The organism is Halorhodospira sp. 9621 (genome assembly GCF_022228055.1).
GTDB lineage: Bacteria > Pseudomonadota > Gammaproteobacteria > Nitrococcales > Halorhodospiraceae > Halorhodospira > Halorhodospira halophila_A.
In genome coordinates, this window is record NZ_JAJNRD010000005.1 from 107,324 (window position 1) to 131,083 (window position 23,760).

Annotated in this window: 17 protein-coding genes and 1 riboswitch; of the genes, 6 read left to right on the top strand and 11 right to left on the bottom strand. The window is 68.6% G+C overall.

Translation table 11 applies throughout. The annotated features are described in order from the left end of the window. The first annotated feature begins 55 nt into the window (after positions 1-55). From cobO to LRF89_RS04395, 3 genes are all read left to right on the top strand, one after another. Positions 56-664 (top strand): cob(I)yrinic acid a,c-diamide adenosyltransferase, encoded by a 609-nt coding sequence (gene cobO / locus LRF89_RS04385; RefSeq protein WP_201171838.1) that lies wholly within the window; start codon positions 56-58, stop codon positions 662-664. After that, complete coding sequence (locus tag LRF89_RS04390) at positions 661-2,109, top strand: cobyric acid synthase (RefSeq protein ID WP_430654668.1); 1,449 nt, start codon at positions 661-663, stop codon at positions 2,107-2,109. Before cobO ends, LRF89_RS04390 begins: the two co-directional genes overlap by 4 nt. Positions 2,110-2,226: 117 nt before the next feature. After that, positions 2,227-2,460, top strand: a riboswitch (cobalamin riboswitch). Positions 2,461-2,589: 129 nt separating this feature from the next. Beyond that, positions 2,590-4,629: a TonB-dependent receptor plug domain-containing protein gene (locus LRF89_RS04395; RefSeq protein WP_238636656.1), complete on the top strand. Its 2,040-nt coding sequence runs from the start codon at positions 2,590-2,592 to the stop codon at positions 4,627-4,629. Between the two features lie 13 nt (positions 4,630-4,642). Here the strand turns inward: LRF89_RS04395 and LRF89_RS04400 are convergent, their stop codons facing one another. From LRF89_RS04400 to LRF89_RS04425, 6 genes are all read right to left on the bottom strand, one after another. Further along, positions 4,643-5,626, bottom strand: coding sequence for a hydrolase (locus LRF89_RS04400; protein ID WP_238636657.1), 984 nt, complete (start codon positions 5,624-5,626; stop codon positions 4,643-4,645). Next, complete coding sequence (locus LRF89_RS04405) at positions 5,623-8,421, bottom strand: ATP-binding protein (RefSeq protein WP_238634655.1); 2,799 nt, start codon at positions 8,419-8,421, stop codon at positions 5,623-5,625. The genes LRF89_RS04400 and LRF89_RS04405 overlap by 4 nt, the downstream gene beginning before the upstream one ends. Before the next feature lie 5 nt (positions 8,422-8,426). Further along, entirely contained in the window at positions 8,427-8,624 is a 198-nt protein-coding gene (locus LRF89_RS04410) for a hypothetical protein (protein ID WP_201242928.1), read from the bottom strand. Position 8,625: 1 nt separating this feature from the next. Then, a complete protein-coding gene (locus LRF89_RS04415; protein WP_201171829.1) occupies positions 8,626-10,749 on the bottom strand; it encodes a 3'-5' exonuclease in 2,124 nt (707 codons plus the stop codon). Further along, positions 10,749-11,126: a response regulator transcription factor gene (locus tag LRF89_RS04420; protein WP_201171826.1), complete on the bottom strand. Its 378-nt coding sequence runs from the start codon at positions 11,124-11,126 to the stop codon at positions 10,749-10,751. Before LRF89_RS04420 ends, LRF89_RS04415 begins: the two co-directional genes overlap by 1 nt. An 81-nt stretch (positions 11,127-11,207) precedes the next feature. Beyond that, complete coding sequence (locus tag LRF89_RS04425; RefSeq protein WP_238636658.1) at positions 11,208-13,130, bottom strand: putative nucleotidyltransferase substrate binding domain-containing protein; 1,923 nt, start codon at positions 13,128-13,130, stop codon at positions 11,208-11,210. 277 nt (positions 13,131-13,407) lie between these two features. On the opposite strand from LRF89_RS04425, the gene LRF89_RS04430 reads away from it, so the two are divergent. The 3 genes from LRF89_RS04430 to LRF89_RS04440 all read left to right on the top strand — a co-directional run bounded on the left by LRF89_RS04430 (position 13,408) and on the right by LRF89_RS04440 (position 16,632). Continuing rightward, the gene (locus tag LRF89_RS04430) at positions 13,408-15,699 is read left to right on the top strand and encodes a sodium:solute symporter family protein (RefSeq protein ID WP_201171819.1); all 2,292 of its coding nucleotides are present in this window, start codon (positions 13,408-13,410) and stop codon (positions 15,697-15,699) included. Positions 15,700-15,799: 100 nt separating this feature from the next. Beyond that, the gene (locus tag LRF89_RS04435; RefSeq protein WP_201171817.1) at positions 15,800-16,036 is read left to right on the top strand and encodes a hypothetical protein; all 237 of its coding nucleotides are present in this window, start codon (positions 15,800-15,802) and stop codon (positions 16,034-16,036) included. Then, complete coding sequence (locus LRF89_RS04440; RefSeq protein ID WP_201171814.1) at positions 16,033-16,632, top strand: tetratricopeptide repeat protein; 600 nt, start codon at positions 16,033-16,035, stop codon at positions 16,630-16,632. Before LRF89_RS04435 ends, LRF89_RS04440 begins: the two co-directional genes overlap by 4 nt. A 138-nt stretch (positions 16,633-16,770) precedes the next feature. On the opposite strand, the gene LRF89_RS04445 is transcribed toward LRF89_RS04440, so the two are convergent. The 5 genes from LRF89_RS04445 to LRF89_RS04465 all read right to left on the bottom strand — a co-directional run bounded on the left by LRF89_RS04445 (position 16,771) and on the right by LRF89_RS04465 (position 23,656). Next, positions 16,771-16,965: a hypothetical protein gene (locus LRF89_RS04445; protein WP_201171804.1), complete on the bottom strand. Its 195-nt coding sequence runs from the start codon at positions 16,963-16,965 to the stop codon at positions 16,771-16,773. A gap of 84 nt (positions 16,966-17,049) precedes the next feature. Next, complete coding sequence (gene acs / locus LRF89_RS04450) at positions 17,050-18,987, bottom strand: acetate--CoA ligase (RefSeq protein ID WP_201171803.1); 1,938 nt, start codon at positions 18,985-18,987, stop codon at positions 17,050-17,052. 159 nt (positions 18,988-19,146) lie between these two features. Then, positions 19,147-20,511 (bottom strand): sigma-54-dependent transcriptional regulator, encoded by a 1,365-nt coding sequence (locus LRF89_RS04455; protein WP_201171802.1) that lies wholly within the window; start codon positions 20,509-20,511, stop codon positions 19,147-19,149. A 6-nt stretch (positions 20,512-20,517) separates the two neighbouring features. Further along, positions 20,518-23,475: an ATP-binding protein gene (locus LRF89_RS04460; protein WP_201242923.1), complete on the bottom strand. Its 2,958-nt coding sequence runs from the start codon at positions 23,473-23,475 to the stop codon at positions 20,518-20,520. Then, positions 23,465-23,656: a hypothetical protein gene (locus LRF89_RS04465; RefSeq protein WP_201171796.1), complete on the bottom strand. Its 192-nt coding sequence runs from the start codon at positions 23,654-23,656 to the stop codon at positions 23,465-23,467. Before LRF89_RS04465 ends, LRF89_RS04460 begins: the two co-directional genes overlap by 11 nt. Between the last annotated feature and the right edge of the window lie 104 nt (positions 23,657-23,760).

Consider the following 23,760-nt stretch of genomic DNA (forward strand, 5'->3'; position numbering starts at 1 on the left):
CTGTCGCCGCTTCCCCGGGGAGCGGTTTCTCCCGAGCAACGAGGTGTGCGAAGCGATGCGTGAAGACGCGAAGGATCCGCAGCGGCACGCGGCGCGCATGGAGCGCAAGAGGGCGGTCATGGAGGAGCGCCGGTCCCGCGCGCAGCAGGATCGCGGTGTGCTGTTGGTGCTCACCGGCCCGGGCAAGGGCAAGAGTTCGTCGGCGCTGGGCATGGTGGCGCGGACCCTGGGCCACGGCCGCAGCGCCGGGGTGATGCAGTTCATCAAGGGCGGCCGGGCCACCGGCGAGGAGGCCTTCTTCCGTGACCAGCCCGGGGTCGACTGGCAGGTGATGGGCGAGGGCTTCACCTGGGAGACCGCCGACCGCGAGCGGGATGTGGCGGCTGCCCGCGAGGCCTGGCGCGCCGCCCGGGGCTGGCTGTGTGAGGAGGGGCCGTCGCTGGTGGTGCTCGATGAGCTGTGCATCGTCCTGCGCTACGAGTACCTGGAACTGGGCGAGGTCCTGGATGACCTGTCCCGGCGGCCCTACGAACAGCACGTGGTGGTTACCGGCCGTCACGCGCCGCAGCCGCTGATCGACGCCGCGGATACGGTCAGCGAGGTAGGCGCCGTGCGACACGCCTTCGAGGCCGGGGTGCGCGCCCAGCCGGGGATCGAGTGGTGAGTGCCCGCACCCTCATGCTCCAGGGCACCTGCTCCGGCGCCGGCAAGACGGCGCTGGTAGCCGGTCTCTGCCGCCTGCTCGCCCGCCATGGGGTCCGCGTGGCGCCGTTCAAGCCGCAGAACATGAGCAACAACGCGGCGGTCACCCGCGACGGCGGCGAGATCGGCCGAGGCCAGTGGCTCCAGGCCCTGGCCGCCGGGGTGCCGGCGCACACCGACATGAACCCGGTGCTGCTCAAGCCCGAGGCCGAGCGCACCGCCCAGGTGGTGCTCCAGGGCCAGGTCACCGGGCGGCTCGAGGCGCGCGCCTTCCGTGAGGCCCGCCAGCCGCTGCTGCCGCCGGTGCTCGAGTCCTTCGAGCGCCTGCGTGCCGCCTACGACGTGGTGCTGGTCGAGGGCGCCGGCTCGCCGGCAGAGCCCAATCTCCGCCAGGGGGACATCGCCAACATGGGCTTCGCCGAGGCCGCCGACGTCCCGGTCTGGCTGGTGGGCGATATCGACCGCGGCGGCGTCTTCGCCTCCCTGCTCGGCACCCTGGAGTGGCTTGATGCGGCCGACCGGCGCCGGGTCGAGGCGCTGATCATTAACCGCTTCCGGGGCAGCCCGGAGTTGCTCGGCGAGGCGCCGGCGCAGCTCGCCGAGCGCGGGGGCGTGCCGGTGATCGGCGTGGTCCCGGCGGTGCCCGATCTGCACCTGCCCGAGGAGGACGCCCCCTACCGGATGGCCGGGCCGCGCGGCCCCGGCGGCGCCCTGCAGGTGGTGGCGGTGGCCTATCCGCGGATGAGCAACCACGACGACCTCGACGCCCTGGATGCGGAGTCCGGGGTCCACGTCCGCTTCGCCCGGCAGCCGCGGGATCTCGACGGGGCGGATCTGATCGTCCTGCCCGGCTCCAAGCACGTCTTCTCGGATCTGGCCTGGCTGCGTGAATCCGGCGTGGCCGAGGCGCTGCTGCGCCACTGTCGGTATGGAGGCCGGGTGGTCGGCCTGTGTGGCGGGCTGCAGATGCTCGGCGAGCACATCGAGGACCCGGAAGGGGTCGAGGGCGGCGGCAGCGCCCCGGGCCTAGGCCTGCTGCCGGTGCGCACCCGCCTGGCGGCGACCAAGCAGCTGGCCGAGGTGCACGGCCACGCCGAGTGGCCGGCGCCGGTGACCGTCACCGGCTACGAGATCCACCACGGTGTCACCGGCGCCCAAGAGGGCCTCTTCCCCTTCGTGGCGCGCTCCGACGACGGCCGCGTGCTCGGCAGCTACCTCCACCGGCTCTTCGACAGCGGGCCGTTCCGCCGCGCCCTGCTGGTGGAGTGGTTCGCCCTGGAGGGCGAGGGTGGCGACGAGCAGGCGCGCATCGAGGCGGAGCTGGATCGCCTTGCCGACACCCTGGAGCAGGCCCTGGAACCCGCCTGGCTGGAGGCGCTCGGCGTGCCGGGGCGGCCGGCGGGCTAGGTGCGCGTTCCGTCGGTGCATCCCCCGGGGGTGGGCACGGGGATCGCGCCCCCTGCGACGAACTGTCCGGCTCGTCGATTTGCAACCGGCCGATCAGCCTGCCTAAACTCCGCGACTTCGATGTGGGTGCCCGCAGGCGCAACAGGATCGCCTGGGGTTAAACGGGAAGTCCGGTCCAGCTGCACCCAGCAGTGAAGCCGGCGCTGCCCCCGCAACGGTAGGTGGGGCCTGCGGATCACAGGCCACTGCGAGACAGCCGTCACCCGGCGGCCCTCGCGGGAAGGCGATCCGCAACGACGCATCCAGCGTCCCCCCACGAGCCCGGAGACCGGCCCACAGCAACCCACGAAACGGCGTGCGGGCGGCGCGCCTGGGGGTGAGCTTGCCGGTGATCCCATCCGTCCGGCGGCGGCGCTGCAGCCGTCGTCGCTCCCCCAGTTTGAGTCGCCAGCGCCCGTCGCAAGACGAGGAGCGCTGAACATGAATCCGAACGATCGAAAACCCGGGCGCCTGCTCGGTGCCTTGCTGGCCACGGCGGTGTCGGTCCCGGCCCACGCCGCGGACGATGACCAACCGATCGCTTCCTCCACCGATCTGTCGCCGGTGCGCATCGAGGCCGGCGGCGATCCCCTGGGACGCGGCGCGGACAGCGAAGCCCTGCAGCGCCGCCAGGCCTCCAGCAGCGCCGAGATCTTCCGCGGCGAGGCCTCGGCCGGGGTCGGTGGCGGCAGCCGCAACGCCCAGCGCCTCTACCTGCGCGGTGTCGAGTCGAGCAACCTCAACGTCAGCGTCGACGGCGCCCGCCAGGGGCGCAATCTTCACCAGCACCGCGGTGGCCTGACCGGCCTCGACCCGGACCTGCTGCGGTCGGCCGATCTCGACCCGCGTCCGGCGGCGGACCAGGGCCCCGGTGCCCTGGGGGGGTCGGTTCGCTTTGAGACCGTGGATGCCCAGGACCTGCTCGACCCCGACGAGGAGATCGGGGCCCGCCTGCGCGCTGGCTACGCCAGCGCCGACGAGGCCGAGCGCGGCTCGGCCACCGCCTTCGGCCGGCTGGGCGGCGACTGGGGCGTCCTGGCCCACATCGGTGCGGTCAACCGGGATGACTACCGCGTTGGCGGCGGCGGGAGCATGCCGTACTCCGGCGGCCGCGACCGCGACTACCTGGCCCGCATCAGCCGGGTTCCGGCCAGCGGGCACCAGCTGCGCTTCGGCGTGCAGCGCAACACCTTCGAGGGGGACCACCACTACGGTTCCTGGGGCAGTGACTTCGGCGACCCCCGCGAGCGGACCCACCCGAACCAGGAGCTAACGGGCCAGGAGCAGCGGCGTGAGACCTGGACCGCCGAGCACCGCTACCAACCGGCCGACCCCCACGTGGACTGGCAGGCCCGGGTCTACCGCAACGACAATCGCCTCGAGCGCCAGGATGAGGGCACCGCCACCCGGGCCGTGGAGCACGGTGGCGACCTGCGCAACACCTTTACCCTGGACGCTGGGCCGACCCGTCACCGGCTCACCGCCGGTTTCGACTACTACACCGAGGACGGGCGCATCGGCCAGACCGACGGTCCGCGGCTCAGCCACCGCTCGCGCAACTTCGGCGCCTTCCTGCAGAACCGGATGCGTTGGGAGCGGCTGCGCCTCTCGGCGGGGCTGCGCTTCGATGACTACAACACCGACCTGGTGGAGCAGGACCTGGACGGCGACGCCGTCTCGCCCAACCTCAGCGCCGAGCTGGAGATGAGCGCCGGCTGGAGTGCGTTCGCCGGCTACGGCGAGGCGGTCAGCGGCGCCGGTATTTTGCCAATCGGCTGGCTGCAGTACATCGACGATAAGAAGACCAACCTCAACGACGGCGAGCCCTTCGAGGCCGAGGAGTCGCGCCGCACCGAGGGCGGCCTGCGCTACCAGGGGCGGGATTGGATCACGGCCCGCGACCGCTTCGACTTCGAGGCGACGCTCTTCGAGACGCGGATCAAGAACAGTCTGACTCGCACGGATAGCGGGCCCCCCGCCGTATCAAGCGGTCATGGTTATATCGACGGGGTCATTCAGCGCGACCCGGTCCGCCTGCGCGGCTACGAGCTGCGCGCCGCCTGGGGCGTGGGTCCCTACGACGCCCGGCTCTCGTTCCTCAGCGCCGAGGCCGTCGACGACGACGGCGACCCGGTGGGGGTGATCCGGCGCCTGGGCGGGGGCGGCGGTGACCGCCTGGTCTTCGATCAGCGCTGGGCGGCCCACGAGACCCTGACCCTGGGGTACACGCTCACCTGGGTAGGCGATCACACCGACGTCCCCGACGACGAGCCGGAGCGCGACGGCTACCACCTCCATGACGTTCAGGCCGAGTGGCAGCCGTGGGCCGACGACCGCCTGACCCTGGCGCTGGCGGTGCACAACCTCTTCGACGAGCAGTACGCCGAGCACACCTCACTCGTCGACGAGGACGGCGGCAACTTCTACATCCGCGACGAGCCGGGCCGGGACGTCCGGGTGACCGGGACGCTGCGCTTCTAATCCCGGGGCCGGTCTAGCCGGTAGCGGGCGGGTTGCCCAGGGCGGCCTCGATGAGCCCGGCGATCCGCCCGTCCAGCCAGTAGCCGGGCTGGCCGGGCCGGGTGCCGTGGACGAAGCCGACGTGCCCGCCGTGGCGCTGCAGTTCCAGACACACCCCGGGGCCGAGCTCGTCGGCCTGCGGGATGGTCTCCGATGGCACGAAGGGGTCGTCCGCCGCGTGGAGGATCCGGGTGGGCTGGCGGATGGCGCCGAGACGCTGCCGGCAGCTGGCCCGCTGGTAGTAGTCGGCGCTGTCGCGAAAGCCGTGCAGCGGGGCGGTGAGCAGATCGTCGAACTCGCGCAGCCGGCGGATGCGCCGGATCCGCTCCACCGGCACCGGTGCATCGTTGCGGGCGGCGAACTTGGCCGCGGCCATCGCCCGCAGCCGGCGCAGCAGGTAGGCCTGGTAGACGCGCGCAAAGCCCTGCTCCAGGGCTTCGGCGCAGCGGTCCAGCTCGAATGGCACCGAGACGGCCACGGCCAGCGCCACCGGGCTGTCGCCGCGCTCGGCCAGCCAGTTGAGCAGCATCGAGCCGCTCAGCGAGAAGCCCACCACCGCGAGGGGCTGTCCGGGCCGCCGCTCCGCCAGACCGGTGACCACCGCCTCCAGATCGTCCCAGGCCGCCGCGTGGTAGGAGCGCCGATGGCGGTTGGGCCGCCGCCCGGCCCCCCGCGACTGCAGGACCACCGATCCGATACCGCGCCGGGCCAGTTCCGCCACCACGCCGCGCACGTAGGCCGAGTCGCTGCTGCCGCCGAGGCCGTGGCCGATGATCGCCAGCCCCTGGCCCGGAGGCCCCCAGGCCAGCTCCAGGAAGTCGCCGTCGGGCAGTTCAAAGGTCTCCGGCGTCAGCGGGATCCGCGGCGGGCTGCGCAGCAGGGCCGGGAAGACGGTCTGGGCGTGGCGGCCCGGCAGCCACCAGGCCGGTTGGAAGGCGGGGGGCTGCGGATCGGTCACGCGGATGCCTCTCCTGGGGATGTCGGTCCGTGTTCGGTGAACGCTACATAGCCGGTGACGTTGCTGTGCTCGCCGCCGGCGCACGGCAGTTCGCAGACGAAGCTGGCCCCGGCGCCGGGTTCGCTCTCCACCCACAGGGTGCCCCAGTGGGCGTCGGCGATCAGCCGGCAGATGGCCAGCCCCAGACCGCTGCCCTTGGGCTTGCCGGCCTGTTGCTGAGAGATCTGGTGGAACTTGTCGAAGATCCGTCGCTGATCCTCCTCGCTGATGCCCGGGCCGTTGTCGGTCACCGACAGGCGCAGGGTGTCGCCGCGGCCCGGCTCCAGGCGCAGCCAGACCTGCCCCTCGCCGGGCTCGGTGAACTTCGAGGCGTTGGAGAGCAGATTGATGATCAGCTGCATCAGCCGGTCCGGATCACCCTTGACGGCGTTGTCGTCGCTGGTGACCTCGATGTGCAGCTGCGTCTGCCGGTCGGCGAAGAGCTGCTGGGTAGACTCGGCCGCCTCGCGGGCCAGGCGCGAGAGGTCGACGTCCTCCAGCTGCCACTGGGCCGAGCCGCTCTCGATCTTGGACAGGTCCAGCACCTGGTTGATCAGTCGGGTCAGACGCTCGCTCTCGCGGACCACGACCTCAAGGAATTCGCGGCGCTGATCGGCGTCCATCTCGGGGTTGTTGAGCAGGATCTCGCCGAAGGCGCGGATGGAGGTCAGCGGCGTGCGCAGCTCGTGGCTGACCATGGAGACGAACTCGTCCTTGAGCTGGTCGAGCTCCTTGAGCCGCTCGTTGGCCGCGCGCAGCTCCTCGGTGGCGCTCTCCAGGGCGCGGGATTTCTCCTCGAGCTGCCGTGAGTACTCGATGGCCCGCGAGGTGGCGTCGAGGATCTCCATCACGCCCTCGTAGGAGAGGGCCTCACCCTTGACGATGGAGGAGACCATCACCCGCGCCGAGGCGGAGCCGATGGACCCGGCGAGCAGGCGCTCGACGTGGTTGACCAGCTCGGGCCGAGCCTGCTCGGCCTCGTCCAGCGGGCGGCCGCGGTGGGCGCCATACTCGCGGATCACCTCGGCGGAGCGTTCCGGGCCAAGGAAGCGGCCGAGCAGATCCTGCAGATCGCCCACGGTGGCCGTGCCTTCCCAGAAGCGGGCGTCGCGCTCGGAGCGCAGGAAGACGTCGACGAACAGCGTGGCCTGGATGCGCTCCATGTCGCCCTGTCGATCGAACAGCGAGACCCCCAGCAGCAGCCCGAGGTTGGCGAGCATGGTCCAGAAGAAGGCGTGGGCGATCGGATCCATACCCTCCAGGCCGAACAGGGCGTAGGGGTGCAGCCACTCGACCCCCCACGGCCCGTCGCGGAGCAGCTGTTCGCCAAGCAGGCCGGCCTCGGCCAGCGAGGGCAGTAGCAGGGTGTAGACCCAGAGCAGGAAGCCGGCCACCAGCCCGGCCAGCGCCCCGCGCCGGCTCGCCCCCTTCCAGAACAGCCCGAGCAGCACCGCCGGCGCGAACTGGGCCACCGCGGCGAAGGAGATCAGCCCGATGGAGACCAGGGCGTGGGTGTCGGCGATGAGCAGGTAGTAGATATAGCCCAGCGCCAGGATGACGCAGATCACCAGGCGTCGGATGGCGACGATCAGCCTCGACAGGTCGTGCCGGCCCCGGGCGTGGAAGCGGCGCAGCCGCAGCAGGGCCGGGGTGACGATATCGTTGCTGACCATGATGGCCACGGCGATGGTGGCGACGATGACCATGCCGGTGGCCGCCGAGAAGCCGCCGATGTACACCAGCAGCCCGAGCAGGCCCTGATCCACCGCCAGGGGTAGGGCGAGGACGTAGTCGTCCCCGGGGATCTCGTCGCCGAAGAACAGCAGACCGGCGAGTGTCACCGGCAGGACGAACAGGTTGATAACCAGCAGATAGAGGGGGAACAGCCAGGAGGCCGTGCGAATATGATCCTCGTTGACGTTCTCCACTACGCTCACTTGCCACTGCCGCGGCAGGAAGAGAATGGCCAGGGCTGACAGCGCCAGCATGGCGATCCAGCTCTGGTAGCCGCCGGGCAGCCCGGTGAGCAGCCCGAGTTCCTGGATGGCCGGGGTGGCCGCTGCCTCGCGGAAGAGCTCCACCGGACCCGCGAAGAGAACGAAGGTGACGAAGATCCCCACCGCCAGGAAGGCGATGAGTTTGACCACCGACTCGAAGGCCACGGCCACCACCATGCCCTCCAGGCGCTCGGTGGCGTCGATGTGGCGCGTGCCGAAGAGGATGGTGAACAGCGCCAGGAGGACCGCTACGTAGAGCGCCTTGTCGTCGAGGAGGCCGGCGCTGCCCGCCTGGACCGCCTCCATGTCGGGGAAGTGCAGCAGCACGTCGAAACTCGATGAGACGGCCTGCAGCTGCAGGGCGATGTACGGGGTGGTGCCCACCAGGGCGATGAACGCCGCCAGGCCGCCGAGCAGCATGCTCTTGCCGTAGCGGGCGGCGATGAAGTCGGCGATGGAGGTCAGCCGGTAGAGCTTGCTGATGCGCACGATCTTGCGCAACACCACCCACCAGACGATGGCCATCAGGGTGGGGCCGAGGTAAATGGTCAGAAAGGCCAGCCCGTGTTCAGCGGCCAGCCCGACGCTGCCGTAGAAGGTCCAGGCCGTGCAGTAGACGGCGATGGAAAGGGTGTAGACGTACGGGTTGTTGACCAGCGACAGGCCGCGGTCGCCGAGCTTGTCCGCCGTATAGGCGACGGCGAAGAGCAGCCCGACGTAAAGGGCCGAGACCAGCAGAATGGTCCAGGCCGGCAGCACGGCGCTCACCCCCGTGCGGCCGCCCGGTTGAGCCGGGCGACGGCCGCGATCAGTCCGGCCCAGACGGTGAAGAAGTAGGCGTAGAGCACCGGCACCCCGAGCACCTTGCCGTCCACCGCGAACAGCGATAGCACCGGGTAGTTAAACAGCACCACCCCGAGCAGGGCCAGGGCGGTGAGTCGCTCGCTGCGCCGTCCCGTCACGTCAGAACTGAGCCTGCTGCTTGCGGACTTCGATCATCTGTTCGGAGGCGTTGATGGCCTCGCGCAGGGTGGTGACGCCGCGCTCCTCGAGCAGGGGTAGCATCTGCGCGAAGATCTCGCCGGTGACCAGGGTATCGCCCAGCGCGGTGTGGCGGCCGCTGATCTCCACCCCCAGCCGGTTGGCGATGGCCTCTAGGGTGTGCTCGGGGGTGTGGTCGTGCAGGAAGACCGAAAGCAGCAGGGTGTCGAGCACCGGGTTCTCGAACCTCAGGCCGCACTGCTCCTCCTTAAGGCGGATGAACTTCATGTCGAACGCCGCATTGTGGGCGACCAGTACCGAGTCGCCGACGAAGGCACTGAACTGCGGCAGGACCGTGGTGATCCCGGGCTTGTCGGCGACCATCTCATCGCGGATGCCGTGGAACTTGATCGACGCCTTGGGGATGGGCCGGCCCGGGTTGACCAGCTGCTCGAAGCATTCGCCCTCGAGGATGCGGCCGTTGACCATGCGCACCCCGGCGATGGAGATGATCTCGTCGCCCTCCGAAGGGGCCAGGCCCGTGGTCTCGGTGTCGAAGATCACGAAGGAGAGCTGGGCCAGAGGACGGTCGAGCAGCTCGCCCTGGTCGGCGGCCTGGTCGGCCAGCGAGAAGTCGTAGAACTCCGGCCGCGGCGGCAGCCGCTCGCCCGGTTGCTCCCACTGGCGCCGCGACACCGGCACGGGGATGCGGAGTACCGCGCGGTCTTCACAACGCGGCTGGGTCTGGCTCCAGGCCACGCTGTCGTGGCGCTCCAGGACGCCACGCGGTGTCAGCTGTCCGGTGGCCTCGGGCAACTCCTCGTCGAGCCACCCCTCGAGCTTCTCCGGCGGGATCGGTGCCCCCGTCCAGGAGAGATCCAGATAGACCCGCTGGTCGCCCATGAGCGGCTCGGCCCGGACCGACTCGATGCCCAGGTCGCCGCGCAGGTGGCGCAGCAGGTGCTCCAGCACCAGGCCGATGGAGTGGCTCTCGGCGTGCATCCAGAGCGGAATGCCGACCACCTCCACCCGGGGCAGCCCCTCGGGATGGCGGCGCAGCACACTGGCGAAGAGATCGGCGCTGCTGATGTCCGCCATCGTCCATGGGGCGGAGACCAGGCGGTGGGTTTCCCGGGCCATGCGCTCGAAGCGCCGGCTCAGCTCGCGGCTCTCGTGGACCATCATGGCCTCGAAGGACTGCCGCTGCTCGCGGGCCATGGCCTCGTCGCCCTGCCCGAGGCTCTCGGCGGCGGCGCGCAGGTTCGCCAGCGGTGCGCGCAGCGATTCGACGGCGCTGCGCAGGGCGTGGTCACGTCGTGCCACCCCCTCGATCTTGCGGGTGATGTCCTCCAGGGTCAGCACGAATCCGGAGCGCAGCGGGCTGGAGGAGGGCAGCAGGCTCATCCGGCAGTGCAGCAGGGCACCGTCGTCTACCGTTGCGCAGACGAACTCGGCCCGGTTTTCGGCGACCGTGTGGTCCTCGGCGATGGCCAGCCGGTGCTGGAGCATCTCCAGGGTGTGGTCCACCGCCGAGCGGGCCAGCACATCGTAGATCGAGCGCCCGAGGCCCAGGGCGTCGTTGCGCAGGATCTCCCCGGCGGCCGGGTTGTAGAGCAGGATCCGCCCCTCGGTGTCGCAAACGATCACACCCTGCTGGATTTCGCGCAGGACGATCTCCAGGCGCGTTTTCTGGTTCTCCGCCCCCTGCGCGCCGGAGCCCAGCGCCTTGGCCACCTCGCGGCGGCTCTCGTAGAGATTGCTGCCGAGGGTCTGCAAGCTCTCCGGGAGTTCGCCGAGCAGGTGCATGCTCGGGATCTCCAGCTCGTGGGCCGGATTGGAGTGGGCCATGATCGATGCGCCGCGGGCCAGGGCACCCAGAGGGCGGATCACCGCGGCGTCGAGGAGGATCCAGATGGCTACGGTGGCCCCCATGAGCACGGCGCCGGCGGCCCCGAAGGCGAGCAGCGCGTTGGCGCGCTCCGGGCCCTCGGGGACGTGGCCCAGGGTCAAGTAACCGACGGTGGCCAGCGCAGCGGCGATCAGCAGGAGCAGGAACAGTGCCGGTGCCCAGAACTTCAGCCGGCGGCGAGCCATGGCGCTGGCCATCACTGCGCCCCGTTGGCCAGGATGTGCTGGACCGTCTCCACCACTTCCTGGGTCGAGAACGGCTTGGTGATGTAGTCGTCCGCGCCCATGGCCAGCCCCTTCTCGCGCTCCACGTCACGGCCCTTGGCGGTGAGCATGACCACCGGCAGGTGCGCCCACTCGGCGCGCTGGCGAATCTCCTGACAGACCTCGTAGCCGTCCTTGCGGGGCATCATCACGTCGAGCAGCACCAGGTCCGGGATGCGCGCCTCGAGGGCCTCGAGGGCCTGCTCGCCGTCCTGGGCGGTGCGTACCTCGAAACCGGCCTGCTTCATCAGGAACTCCAGGGACAAGACGATGTTGTCCTCATCGTCCACGATCAGGATCTCTTGGCTCATCTTCGTGGCCGCCTCCTCTCGGTTATCGTGCCGGGTCGCCATCGCCGGGGGCGTGCTGCCCCCCCCGGCGAGCGCCCTATTCTAAAGGCCGAAGACGCCTTGTACGCGGTCCTGGAAGCGCTTGACCGCTTTCATGCTCGTCGCCAGGGACTGCCGGGTCAGGTCGTCCAGCTCCTCGGGGTCGATGTACTTGTCCGGAATCTGCCCCGCCTGATGCTGCTCGATCTGGTGGGTCAGCAGCAGGTCGAGCAGTTCCTCGTGGGCGGTCAGGACCGAGTCGACCATCTCGCTGGTGAGCACACCCTCGCGGCGCAGGCCCTTGAGCCGGGCGACGGTGTTGGTCTCCCGCACGTTGGCGGAGAGTGCGTAGATGCGCGCGCCGTTGGCGATGATGCGCAGGCCCTTGCGCTTGATATCGACGCAGCCGTGACCATTGTCGGAGCGGCGCGAGCGGATCAGGCGGTTGAACAGCCCCACGGCCGGCTGCCCCTCGGCGTCGTCGCCGGTCATGAAGCGCAGCAGTTTGGGCTGCTCCAGCAGGGTGGCGAGGACGAAATCCCAGAGCTCGGTGACCAGCCCCTGCTCACCGTAGAGGAGTTCGAAATCCAGAAAGATGTTGCTCCACCGGGCCGAGGTGCTGTTCGGGTGCCGGGCGATGTAGCGCAACTGCTGCCGCCAACGCTCCAGCGCGTGGCGGTACTCCGGGTTGCGGGCCATGATATCGCCCTTGCACCACTCGTAGCCGAGCTCGTCGAGGCGGACGTTGACCCGCTCGGCGAAGTTGGCGAACCACTCCGCCTCGGTCTCGTCCAGGGGGCGGGGCTCGCTGCTGCCGCGGGGGTAGTCCCCGATGATCATGGCGTTGTCCTGATCCGGGTTGATCAGTGCCTCGCGGCGGGCCAGCGAGCCGAGCACGAGCAGGGCGTAGGGGCGCGGGGCCTCGCCCCATCCCTCGCCGTGGAGTTCGTCGAGGACGAGGTCGATGCAGCGGCGCTGGAGCTGCAGGTGGAATTCGCTGAGCAGGTAGGTGGCGCGGCTCGCCTCGCGGTTGTTGTTCCAGGCCTCGCGGGCGACGTAGCCCACCTCGCCGGCCAGTTGGCGCAGCTCCGCCATGCTGGTGGCTCGGTTGGTGCGCTCGCGCATGACCGTCTGCTGCGCCATGATCGCCTGCAGCATGTTCGACTGCGAGAGCATGCCCACCGGGCGCGTGCCGTCCATGACCACCAGGTACTTGACGTTCTCCCGCGCCTGGATGTCCTTGGCCTCGGACAGTGGCGTTTCCGGACCGATGGCGGTGATCCGCTCGGCGGCCTCGACGATGGAGGCGTCCGGGCTGAGTCCGCGGGTGAAGATGGCCCGGCCGATGGTGCGCAGCGTGGCCAGGCCCACCAGTCCACCAGCCTCGTCGAGCACGCCGATGCTGCCGATCTGGCGCTCGTCCATGAAGCGGAACGCCTCGGCGAGGCTGCAGTCCGGCTGCTGGTAGGTCAGCGGCGTGGACATGGCGGTGCGGGCCGGCTGCGACAGGGCGCCAGTGGGGCTGCCGCGGTGCTGCCAGGAGTTGGCGCGGATCCGGTCGGCGATGATGCGGCTTAGGGTGTCGGCCAGCGCCGGGTGCTCGCGTTCGAGGGTGCGCACGTCCTCGAAGGGGACGCCGACGACCAGCGTCGGCCGGGTGGCGAGGGCGGTGAGGGTGTAGGGCTCGTCGTCGAAGTAGCTTGACAGCCCGAGCAGGGTCACCGGCTCGCGCACGGTGACCACGTTGTGCGCGTCGCGCAGTTCCACGCGCCCCTCGTAGAGGATAAAGAGCGTATCCCGGTCCGGGTCGCCGAGGTGGAAGAGCACCTCGCCACTGTCCAGGTGGTGGACGCTGCCCCGGCCGAGCAGGGCACGCAGGACCCCGTCGTCGAGGTTGCGGAAGACCTCGTTCTCGGCCAGGCGGCGGATATCCAGCGTGTCGGCGGATACGTGCGGTTCCCCGGGGCTGTTCGCTCCGGTGGCCATTGGCGCTTCTCCTGTGCGGGCGTCTGCTCGCTTTGATCATGCCCAAGCCCGGCCGCGGAGACAAATCACTGTGCGGGTGTTACTCACCGGTGTTACCTGCGGGAACGTGGCCTGTTACCGCGGGTAACGTCCGCGCGGGGAGGCCGGGACCGGCGCCCAGGTGCATCAGCGGGTTAGCGGGCCACGCAAGGGTGGCACGTTTTTCGCTAGGTGCTTGCCGCCCCCTGTGGGGGGTGCAACACCTCATAACTCCAGAAATGTGAGGGGGAGACGCGTAATGTCAGCTATGGCCATATGGCTGTTGGTGTTTGTAGGCCTGTACTGGGGCTACTGCATCTTCTGGGGTATCAAGGGATACCTCTGGTCGCGCACAGCCAGCGACTACTTCGTGGCTGGGCGTTCCGTCAGTATGTGGGTCTTCATACTGGCGGCGACGGCCACGTCCTTCTCGGGATGGACGTTCGTGGGCCACCCGGGCCTGATCTACGAGGCCGGCCTGCAGTACGCCTACGCCTCGTTCTACTCCATCTGCATCCCGTTTACCGGCATGCTGTTCCTCAAGCGCCAATGGATGATCGGCAAGCGCTGGGGCTACGTCACGCCGGGCGAGATGTTCGCGGACTACTTCCGGACGGACTCGATCCGCATCCTGATCCTCATCGTGGCGCTGATCTTTGCGGTGCCGTACCTGGGGATCCAGCTGCGCGCTTCGGGCTTCCTGTTCCATGTGCTCACCGACGGCTGGATGGGCGTCGAGATCGGCATGTGGCTGCTGTCCGCGGTGGTGCTTTTCTACGTGGCCTCGGGCGGTCTGCGTGCCGTGGCGTACGTGGATGCGGCGCAGGCCGTGCTGCTCATGGCGGGTATCTTCGTCATCGGCATCGTGGCGCTCTACTACATCGGCGGCTGGAACAACTTCACGCACGTGATTGCCGGCCTCGTCGAGTGGGAGACGGCCACCGGCGGTGCTGGGGAGATCTCGCCGGGCATGGTCCCGGGTGATTCCGGTGCCAGCGGCTACGTCGCCATCCCGGGTGCCATCCAGTGGGTCGGTGCCGCGGCCAATGCCCAGGGCGGCGTCTGGACCGGCGTGATGAACATCACCTACATGCTGGCGCTGGGCGGCATCATGGCTTCGCCCTCGTTCACCATGTGGGCGTTCTCCAACCAGAACCCGCGGCCGTTTGCGCCGCAGCAGACCTGGATGTCCCCGCTGGGCGTCGGTGCCCTGATGTTCACGTTCCTGGCGATCCAGGCAATGGCCACCCACGGCCTGGGCGGCAACACCGAGTTCGCCAAGGACATCTTCTCCGACCAGTACGGCGAGGAGCTGGCCGAGTACCGGACGCTGTTCGAGCCGGGTGCGGAACACCGGGGGCTAGTCGACGAGGTGCGCCAGCGCCTCGATGCCGGTGAGTCCCTGGACGGCATGAACCTCAGCCCGCTGGTGCCCTCGGCGGTCATGCAGCGTGGCATGATCCAGGCCGAGCACCCCGAGCTGAACCGTCAGGAGGTCGAGCAGGTCATTGCGGCCGGTCTGGCGGCGCTGTCCATTGGTGAGGATCCGCGCAACATGGATCCGGACTGGCTGGCAGCCCTGCCGGGGGATCTCGAGCGGGCCTGGCTGGACCTGTCCCTGGATCGGGGCGGTGACAGCGAGCTGGTGCCCCAGCTGCTGAATATGCTGGAGGCGGCAGCGCCCTGGTTGGCGGCCCTGCTGGCGGTCTGTGCCTTGGCGGCCATGCAGTCCACCGGTGCGGCGTACATGTCCACCACCAGTGGCATGTTCACCCGTGACCTGCTGCGTCGCTACATCATGCCGAACGCCAGCAACCAGACCCAGGTCGTGGCGGGGCGGATCTTCGTCACCATCCTGGTGCTTGCAGCATTGACCGTGGCAACGGTGACCACCGACGCCCTGGTGCTGCTCGGCGGTCTGGCCACCGCGATGGGTACGCAGATGTGGGTGCCCCTGGCAGCCATCTGCTTCTTCCCCTGGCTCACCCGTCCGGGTGTCGTCTGGGGCCTGAGCGTGGGCATCATCGCCGTGCTGATGACCGAGAACCTCGGCATCGACCTGCTGGCGGCGATGGGCGTCGACGTGCCCTGGGGTCGTTGGCCGCTGACCATCCACTCGGCTGGGTGGGGCCTGGTGCTCAACGCCCTGGTGGCCGTGATCGTCTCGGCAATGACGCAGAACAACAAGGAAGACTACGATCACCGCATGACGGTGCACGCCTTCCTGCGTGAGCATGCGTCGCTGCCGGCCGAGAAGCGTCACCTGATCCCGATCGCCTTCACCATCGTCATCGGCTGGTGGATCTTCGCCTTCGGTCCGGGCGCCCTGCTGGGCAACTGGGTCTTCGGCGATCCGACCAACCCCGATACCTGGTGGTTCTTCGGCCTGCCGTCCATCTGGGTCTGGCAGCTGCTGTGGTGGGTGATCGGTATCTACATGATGTGGTTCACCTGCTACAAGTGTGAGATGAGCACCGTGCCCGAGAAGGAAATCGAGGTCCTCTTCGACGAGGATCAGGGCAAGGCCCGCTACGACGTCAGCCGTCCGTAACGGGTCGGTGATCATCGGATCACTTTGACCGGGAAGCGTAGGGGGCCATTTCGGTCCCCTACGCCCCTTCCTTCCAGAAGGCTTCATTCGAGCGAGCGATATGGATCCGACGCTTCAATTCCTGTTCTGGGTCGTTTTGCTGGTCGTCCTGCTCTTCTATCCCGTCAGTCAGTGGATCTGGGTGTTGAGCGTCCGGCGGCTGCAGCGGAGACTGGATCGGGAGTTGTCCGAAGAGGAGCTGGCGGGGCAGAAACGGCGGGCCCGCGTGCTGACCGCCATCATCCTGCCGGTGTTTTCTTTCTTCCTGAATTCCGCAACGTTGGGTGTGTTGCAATGATCAAGATTACCGAGCGGGGGTACCGGACCTGGGTGGTGATCGCCATCGTGGCGGCGCTCCTGCCGCTGGGCTATGCCCTGTACCAGGGCGTGGCACCGGATCGGGGCCCGGGCGATGTGAAGACCATCGCCGGCGACCGTGCCTTCCAGGATCGGCGTTACGAGCGCGCCCTGGAAGAGTATTCCCGGGCGCTGGAGGAGGCGCCGCAGCACCGTTACGCCCACCTGGGCAAGGCGACCACGCTGCTCGAGCTCGGCGAGTTCGAGCGCGCTATCGACCTCTACGATCGGTTCATCGAGTGGATCGACCCGGAATTCGCCGGCGCCTACGCGAATCGGGGCATTGCCTATGACCGGCTTGGCGAGCACGAAAAGGCGCTGGCCGATTACCGCAAAGCGGCGGAGCTGGACGAGGCCGTGGACGACGGCCCGGGGTGGTTGACCCGGTTCTTTCACATGGGTCCGGACGGACAGCCGAGCATTTCCGAGCGGGCTGATTATATCGAGGAACAATTGGCGCTGCCGGAGTCGGAGCGCAAGCTTTCCGATCCGGAGAAGGACAGCCAGCAGCGGGCCTATACGCAGCGGCCCGACTAGCGCATCAGAAGAGAGGGGGTGGTGCGGCGTCTGCCGTGCCGTGCCCGATCCTGCCGGGTGGGATGTCCGTCCCGCCTTTCTCCCTACCCGACCCAACCCCACCACGGCCCGCCTCAACGGGCCGTGCCGTGGCGCGGTTCAGGCCGCGTCCAGCGGCGCCACGCCGAGGATCGGCAGCCCGAGGATATCGACGAAGAGAAACCGCATCGCGAAGATCAGGGCGATGCAGCCGAAGAGCAGGTGCACAGTGGGGTGATCGCCGTCCGGGTCCTTGTAGGTCAGCCCGTGCCAGGCGATGGCGAGGGTTACGAGAAAGTAGATCCAGGGTGACATGGGTCTCTAGGGCTTGGTGTTCTAGGGTCCGGGTTCAGGAACAGCAGGACGGGGCCGGTTGCCCGGCCCCGTCCGTCTCCCGCCTTACTGGTTGGCCCGATCTTCGATCAGGGTATCCACCACGGTCGGGTCGGCCAGGGTGCTGGTGTCCCCCAGGCTGTCGAGTTCGTTCGCGGCGACCTTGCGCAGGATGCGGCGCATGATCTTGCCGGAACGGGTCTTCGGCAGCCCCGGCGCGAACTGGATGATGTCCGGCTTGGCGATGGGGCCGATCTCCTGGATGCAGAGCTTGACCAGCTCCTGTTTGAGCTCCTCGCTCGGCTCCTCGCCGGCCATGAGGGTGACGTAGGCGTAGATGCCCTGACCCTTGACGTCGTGGGGGTAGCCCACCACGGCGGCCTCGCTCACCTTCTCGTGGAGCACCAGGGCGCTCTCGACCTCGGCCGTACCCATCCGGTGGCCGGAGACGTTGATCACGTCGTCGACCCGGCCGGTGATCCAGTAGTAGCCGTCTTCGTCACGGCGGGCACCGTCGCCGGTGAAGTACTTGCCCGGATACGCGGCGAGATAGGTGTTGATGAACCGCTCGTGGTCGCCGTAGATGGTGCGCATCATGCTCGGCCAGGCGCGGTTGATCACCAGGTTGCCGTTGGTCGCGCCCTCGAGCACGTTGCCCTTGTCGTCGACCAGCTGCGGCTCCACGCCGAAGAAGGGCAGGGTGGCGGAGCCGGGCTTGAGGTCCATGGCGCCGGGCAACGGCGCGATCAGGATCGAGCCGGTCTCGGTCTGCCACCAGGTGTCGACGATGGGGCAGCGGTCCTCGCCGATGGTGTGGTAGTACCACTCCCAGGCCTCGGGGTTGATCGGCTCACCGACGGTGCCGAGGATGCGCAGGCTCTTGCGCGAGGTCTTCTTCACGTGGTCGTCGCCCTGGCCCATCAGCGCGCGGATGGCGGTCGGGGCGGTGTAGAAGATGGAGACCTCGTGCTTGTCCACCACCTGCCAGAAGCGACCGGCATCGGGGTAGGTGGGCACGCCCTCGAACATCAGGGTTTTCGCGCCGTTGGCCAGGGGGCCGTAGACGATGTAGGAGTGGCCGGTCACCCAGCCGACGTCGGCAGTGCACCAGTACACCTCGCCATCCTGGTAGTCGAAGATGTACTTGTGGGTCATCGCCGTGCCAAGCAGGTACCCAGCGGTGCTGTGCTGCACCCCCTTCGGTTTGCCGGTGGAGCCGGAGGTGTAGAGGATGAACAGCGGATCCTCCGCGTCCACGTGCTCCGGCGGGCAGTCCGGAGAGGCCTCGGCGCAGGCTTCGTGGTACCAGACGTCGCGCCCGTCGTTCCAGGCGATATCACCGCCTGTGCGACGGACCACGAAGACCGTCTTGACGTTGGGGCAGCCCTCCAGGGCCTTGTCGGTGTTGGCCTTGAGCGGGATCTTGCGGCCACCACGCACACCCTCGTCCGAGGTGATGACGACCTCGGCATCGGCGTCCTGGATCCGATCGCGCAGGGCCTCGGGCGAGAAGCCGCCGAAGACCACCGAGTGTACGGCGCCGATGCGCGCGCAGGCGAGCATGGCGACCGCCGCCTCGGGAACCATGGGCAGGTAGATGCAGACGCGGTCGCCCTTCTTGACGCCGCGGGCCTTCAGGGCGTTGGAGAAGCGGCCAACCCGCTCGTACAGGTCGCGATAGGTGATGTGCTCATCCTGGTCCGGCTCGTCGCCTTCCCAGATGATGGCGGTCTGATCCCCCCGGGTCTCCAGGTGACGATCCACGCAGTTATAGGCCACGTTCAGGGTCCCGCCCTCGAAGAAGCGGATGTCGCCCTTGGCCAGATCCCAGTGACAGGTGGTGCCCCACTTGCTGAACCAGTCCAGGAACTTATCCGCCTGCTCCGACCAGAACCCTTCGGGATCCTGGATCGAGCGGTTGTACATCTCCTGGTACTGCTCGAAGTTCAGATGGGCGTCCCGCTGGATCGCCTCGGGGACAGGGTACACCTTGGTCTCCGACATCGTTCTCTCCTCCCGGATTTCTGGTCGGTCAAGCTGGCCGTCTCCTGGCGACGACCCGGCCGTAAGTGCCCGCGCTCTGGTCACGCGGGGAGGATAGCAGAGCAAAGTGTTACGAGGTTGCACGCCTTCCGGTCCACAGGTGTGTCGAAAGGTAACACGTCACGCCCGGTTGCTACCCGGCCGTGGGATCCCGTGGCGCTGTCGTTTCTCCCACAGCGCCTTGCGGCTGATGCCGAGCCCTCGGGCCAGGGCGGTCTCGGTCATGTGATCCTGGTGTGTCAGGACATACTGGCGGAAGTAGTCCTCCAGGGACAGGTCCTGGCGTGGGCCAGTCTCGGCCGTGGCGCCGGATTCGGACCCGGCTGCCGCGCTTTCGGCCGCGGGCAGGCCGAGCATATCCGGGCTGATGGTGTTGCCTTCGCTGAGGATCACCGCCCGCTCGATGGTGTTCTCCATCTCGCGCACGTTGCCCGGCCAGGAGTATGCGCCCATGGCGTCGATGGCTGCCTGCGAGAGCTCCAGAGGGGCGCGGTTGAGCCGCTGGCAGGTCTTCTCCAGCAGGAAGCGGGCGAGTTCGGGGATGTCCGGGGCGCGTTCGCGCACCGGGGGCAGGCGGATCTCCATCACGTTGATCCGGAAGAATAGATCCTCGCGGAACTCGCCGGCGCCGGCCAGGCTCTTGAGGTCGCGGTGGGTGGCGGCCACCAGGCGGATGTTCACCCGCCGGGCCTGTGTCGAGCCGATGCGCCGGATCTCCCCCTCCTGGAGGACCCGCAGCAGTCGTCCCTGGGCCTGCTGGGGCAATTCGCCGATCTCATCCAGGAACAGCGTGCCGCCGTCGGCGGATTCCACTAGCCCCGCACGGGCGCCGACGGCGCCGGTGAAGGCGCCCCGCTCATGGCCGAAGAGCTCTGCTTCGATCAGTCCGTCGGGGATCGCCGCGCAGTTCACCGCCACCAGAGGCCCCTCGTGGCGCTCGCTCTGCTCGTGCAGCGCCCGGGCCACCAGCTCCTTGCCGGTGCCCGATTCGCCCAGGATCAGCACCGAGGTATCGGTGGGGGCGACCTTGCGGATGCGCTCGAAGACCGCCCGCATCGCCTCGCAGTTGCCGACGATGCCGGTGACCGGGTAATCGCGCTCGACGTGGGCCTTGAGGGCGGCGTTCTGGCGCTGTAGCCGGCCTTCCTTGAGGGTGCGCTCGACGAGCAGCAGCAGCTCGTCGTGGTCAAAGGGTTTGGCAATATAGTCCGCTGCGCCCTGGCGCATGGCTTCCACCGCCGACTGCACGCTGGCGTAACTGGTCATGATGATCACCGGGGCCGTGGTGCGCTCGATGGCCTCGGTGCCGGGCTCGCCGGGCAGGCGCATGTCGGCGAGGATCAGGTCGAAGGCGTCCAGGTTCCAGCGCTCCTGGGCCTGTTCGAGAGAGTCGGCCTGGTGGACACTGTACCCGTGACGGCTCAGCAGCCGCTCCAGGGCCTTGCGGATGACCGATTCGTCCTCGATGAGCAGCAGGTCGGCCATTTGGGGTTATTCCTCCTTGGTCGCGGCGTGCTCGGCCGGCGGCGCGGCATCGAGCACCGGCAGCGTGATCCACGCCGTGGTGCCGCCGCTGTCGGCGGTGATCGAGAACTCGCCTCCCTGTTCACTGACGATGTTGTAGACCAGCGGCAAGCCGAGGCCGGTGCCCTGACCCACGGCTTTGGTGGTATAAAACGGCTCGATCACCTTATCAAGCAGTTCGGCCGGGATCCCCGGGCCGTTGTCCACCACGCGGATCTGCACGCGGTCGCCGTACCGGCGCGCCGAGATTGCGATCCGTCCGCCAGGGCCGCAGGCGTCGGCCGTATTCGAGAAGAGGTTGACGAAGACCTGGGCCAGCCGCTGGCGGTCGCCGCGGACCTGGAGTTCGGCCCAGAGCTGGTTGTCGATCTCCAGGTCCTGGCCGCGCTTGCTCAGCTGGACCAGCCGGCGCGCCTCTTCGACAACTTCGCTCAGCGGCACGGGGTCCGGTGTTCGCTCGTCGGCGCAGCCGGCGTGGGCGTAGCCGATCAGCGTCTGCACGATGTTGTTGATCCGGCGTGTCTGTTCGAGGATTTCGTCGACGCTCTCGCGCAGGATCTCGGGGTCGGACTCGCCGCGCAGGTTCTGTGCCAGGGAGTCGATGCCGGTCACCGGGTTGCCGATCTCGTGTGCCACGCCCGCGGCCAGTCGGCCGATGGAGGCCAGCCGCTCGCTGTGGGCCAGCTCCCGCTCGAGGCGGCGGATGTGGGTGATGTCCTCGATGATCATCAGGGTGTCTCCGGTCCGCCCGCGGCCGGATTCGCGGATGCACGTCTTGTGCAGCGACAGCCAGCGCTGCTCACCGCCGGATTGCGGGATCTGCTCCTGGTGCTGTGGTTGCTCGATGGTCAGGAACCGGTCCAGGAGGTAATCCCACGGTGCCTGCAGGTCGCAGATCCTTGAGCCCAGCGCGGTGTTCGCCGGGATGCCGGACAGGCCCTGCATCGCCGTGTTCCAGCGCACCACGCGGCCGTGGGTGGTGACCGCTACGACCCCCAGAGGCAGGTCCTCAAGGATCTGGCGGTGGTAGCGGCGCAGTCGGTCGAGTTCCGCGGCGAGGCCGCGGAATCGGTTGCGTGAGGACTCCAGACGCTCCTCGATCTGGCGGATGTTGTGTGTCAGCGCCGTGCGGGCCGTCCGGTCGAGCTGGAGCCGCTTGTCGACGATCATCCGCGCGAGCATCGGCCCCATCATCCCGGAGAGGTTGCGCTCGACCTGATCGCGCAGGGCGCGCAGGCGGTCGGGCCGGTTTTCGCTCCATTGCAGCCCCAGGTCGTGCAGCGCCTGGGAGACCTCCTGGCGTGCCGCTTCCTCGCCGGTGACCGGTGCTAGCTGGACCACGAACTGCGAGGGCGAGGCCGCCTGCAGGGTGCCGGGTGCGACCGCTGCCGTCTGGTCGCGGCAGACCTCGGCGGCCTGTCGCTCCGCCGAGCGCTGCGGCGTGAACAGTGAGACGCCCACGAAGAGCAGGCCGTTGAGGGCCAGGGACCAGAAGGTGGCGATGCCGTAGAGCTCAGTGGCGCTCTCTCGGGCCTGGGGGAAGCCGAGCAGGAAGAACGGCTCGGTGCCAGCCAGTGCCGGCAGCAGCACGGTGTCTAGCCAGATCAGCGCACCGCCGAGCAGGCCGGCCACGAAGCCGTAGACCGTGGCTCGCTGCCAGTAGAGGACGCCGATGATCCCGGGCAGGAACTGCGCCATGGCTAGGAACGACATCAGCCCCCACTCGACCAGCGCTTCGGTGCGGTCGAGCAACTCGTAGAAGGTGAACCCGAAGACGATGAGCAGGGTAATCAGGAACCGCCGGGTCCAGCGGAGGGTGGCGTACAGGTCGGGCTCCTGATGCGGTAGCGACTTGATCAGCGGCATGACCAGGTGGTTCAGGGTCATCGACGACAGGGCCAGGGTCGAGACGACGATCATCGCCGTCGCTGCCGAGATGCCCCCCAGGTACACCAGCAGGGTCAGCGGCTCGGAGCCGGATAGGGCGGCCAGGCCGAGTACGTAGTAATCGGGGGCCGTGCCGGCATCCAGCGCGGTGCCGGACCAGAGGATCGGCGGCACCGCCAGCGCCAGCAGCAGGAGCATGAGCGGGAAGGCCCAGCTGGCGCGGGTCAGGCTGCGCGGCGACAGGTTCTCGGTAAAGAGGATGTGGAACTGGCGTGGCAGCAGGAAGGCGGCCGCGAAGGTCAGGGTGAGCAGGCTTAGCCACGGCCCCTCCAGCGCCGGCTGATAGAAGTCGTCCGTCTGCTGTGGCTGCTCGCGCAGCCATGCCGACAGGCCCGCCGGGCCGTCGAAGGCGAGGTCGACGGCCACCCAGGCGACCATCAGTAGGGCGCCGAGCTTGACCAGGCTCTCCAGGCCGATGGCGACCACCAGCCCGGTGTGCTTCACCCGCGGAGTGACGTGGCGGGCGCCGAAGATGATCGCGAAGACCGTCACGATCAGACAGAAGGCCAGCGCCAGGGGGCGCGGGTCGTGGCCCCCGCCGGTGAGCACCAGGGTCGACTCGGCCACGGCACGGATCTGCAGGGCGATGTAGGGCAGGATGCCGGCGAGCATGATGGCGGTGACCAGGACGCCAGCGAACTGGCTGGAGAAGCGGAAGGCGAAGACGTCGGCCACGGAGGTTAGCTGCTGGTTGCTGGTCAGGCGCAGCAGGGGGGCGAGCAGCACCGGCGTCAGGAGGAAGGCGGCGGTGACCCCGAGGTAGATGGTGGCGAAGATCAGGCCGTGCTCGTCGGCGAAGCCCACCGAGCCGTAGTAGCTCCACGTGGTGGCGTAGACACCCAGGGCGAGGACGTAGAAGACCGGGTGACGGACCACCGCCCGCGGGAACCAGCGTCGGTCTACCGCGAAGGCGATGACGAACAGCAGCCCCAGGTAGGCGACCCCCACCAGGAACAGGGTCAGCAGGTCAAAGGTCACGCCCGCTCCCCCGTTCGATCAGCCAGCCGCCCAAGGCGATGACCACTGCCCAGCCCAGGTATGGCACGTACCAGGGCGGCTGGGCCTGCATCCACCAGTCGGTGAACGGCGTGGCCAGCAGGAAGAGCACCAGCAGGAACAGCGCCACGCTTCCGGCAGCGGGTCCGGGTCCATTGCGCAACAGGAATCTCCTCCAGGCGGCGCCGGTTCGGGGCGCTCTCGTTATGTTACGGAAAGTAGCACGGCGGCCGCAGCGTGGCCAGTTTCCGAAGCCGCCGTCAGTTT

Bases quoted from the DNA above. Each gene is read 5' to 3' on its own strand.
- cobO (WP_201171838.1), top strand. From the start codon at position 56: ATGCGTGAAGACGCGAAGGATCCGCAGCGGCACGCGGCGCGCATGGAG.
- LRF89_RS04395 (WP_238636656.1), top strand. From the start codon at position 2,590: ATGAATCCGAACGATCGAAAACCCGGGCGCCTGCTCGGTGCCTTGCTG.
- LRF89_RS04415 (WP_201171829.1), bottom strand. From the start codon at position 10,749: ATGGCCAGCGCCATGGCTCGCCGCCGGCTGAAGTTCTGGGCACCGGCA.
- LRF89_RS04420 (WP_201171826.1), bottom strand. From the start codon at position 11,126: ATGAGCCAAGAGATCCTGATCGTGGACGATGAGGACAACATCGTCTTG.
- LRF89_RS04425 (WP_238636658.1), bottom strand. From the start codon at position 13,130: ATGGCCACCGGAGCGAACAGCCCCGGGGAACCGCACGTATCCGCCGAC.
- LRF89_RS04430 (WP_201171819.1), top strand. From the start codon at position 13,408: ATGTCAGCTATGGCCATATGGCTGTTGGTGTTTGTAGGCCTGTACTGG.
- LRF89_RS04435 (WP_201171817.1), top strand. From the start codon at position 15,800: ATGGATCCGACGCTTCAATTCCTGTTCTGGGTCGTTTTGCTGGTCGTC.
- LRF89_RS04440 (WP_201171814.1), top strand. From the start codon at position 16,033: ATGATCAAGATTACCGAGCGGGGGTACCGGACCTGGGTGGTGATCGCC.
- LRF89_RS04445 (WP_201171804.1), bottom strand. From the start codon at position 16,965: ATGTCACCCTGGATCTACTTTCTCGTAACCCTCGCCATCGCCTGGCAC.
- acs (WP_201171803.1), bottom strand. From the start codon at position 18,987: ATGTCGGAGACCAAGGTGTACCCTGTCCCCGAGGCGATCCAGCGGGAC.
- LRF89_RS04455 (WP_201171802.1), bottom strand. From the start codon at position 20,511: ATGGCCGACCTGCTGCTCATCGAGGACGAATCGGTCATCCGCAAGGCC.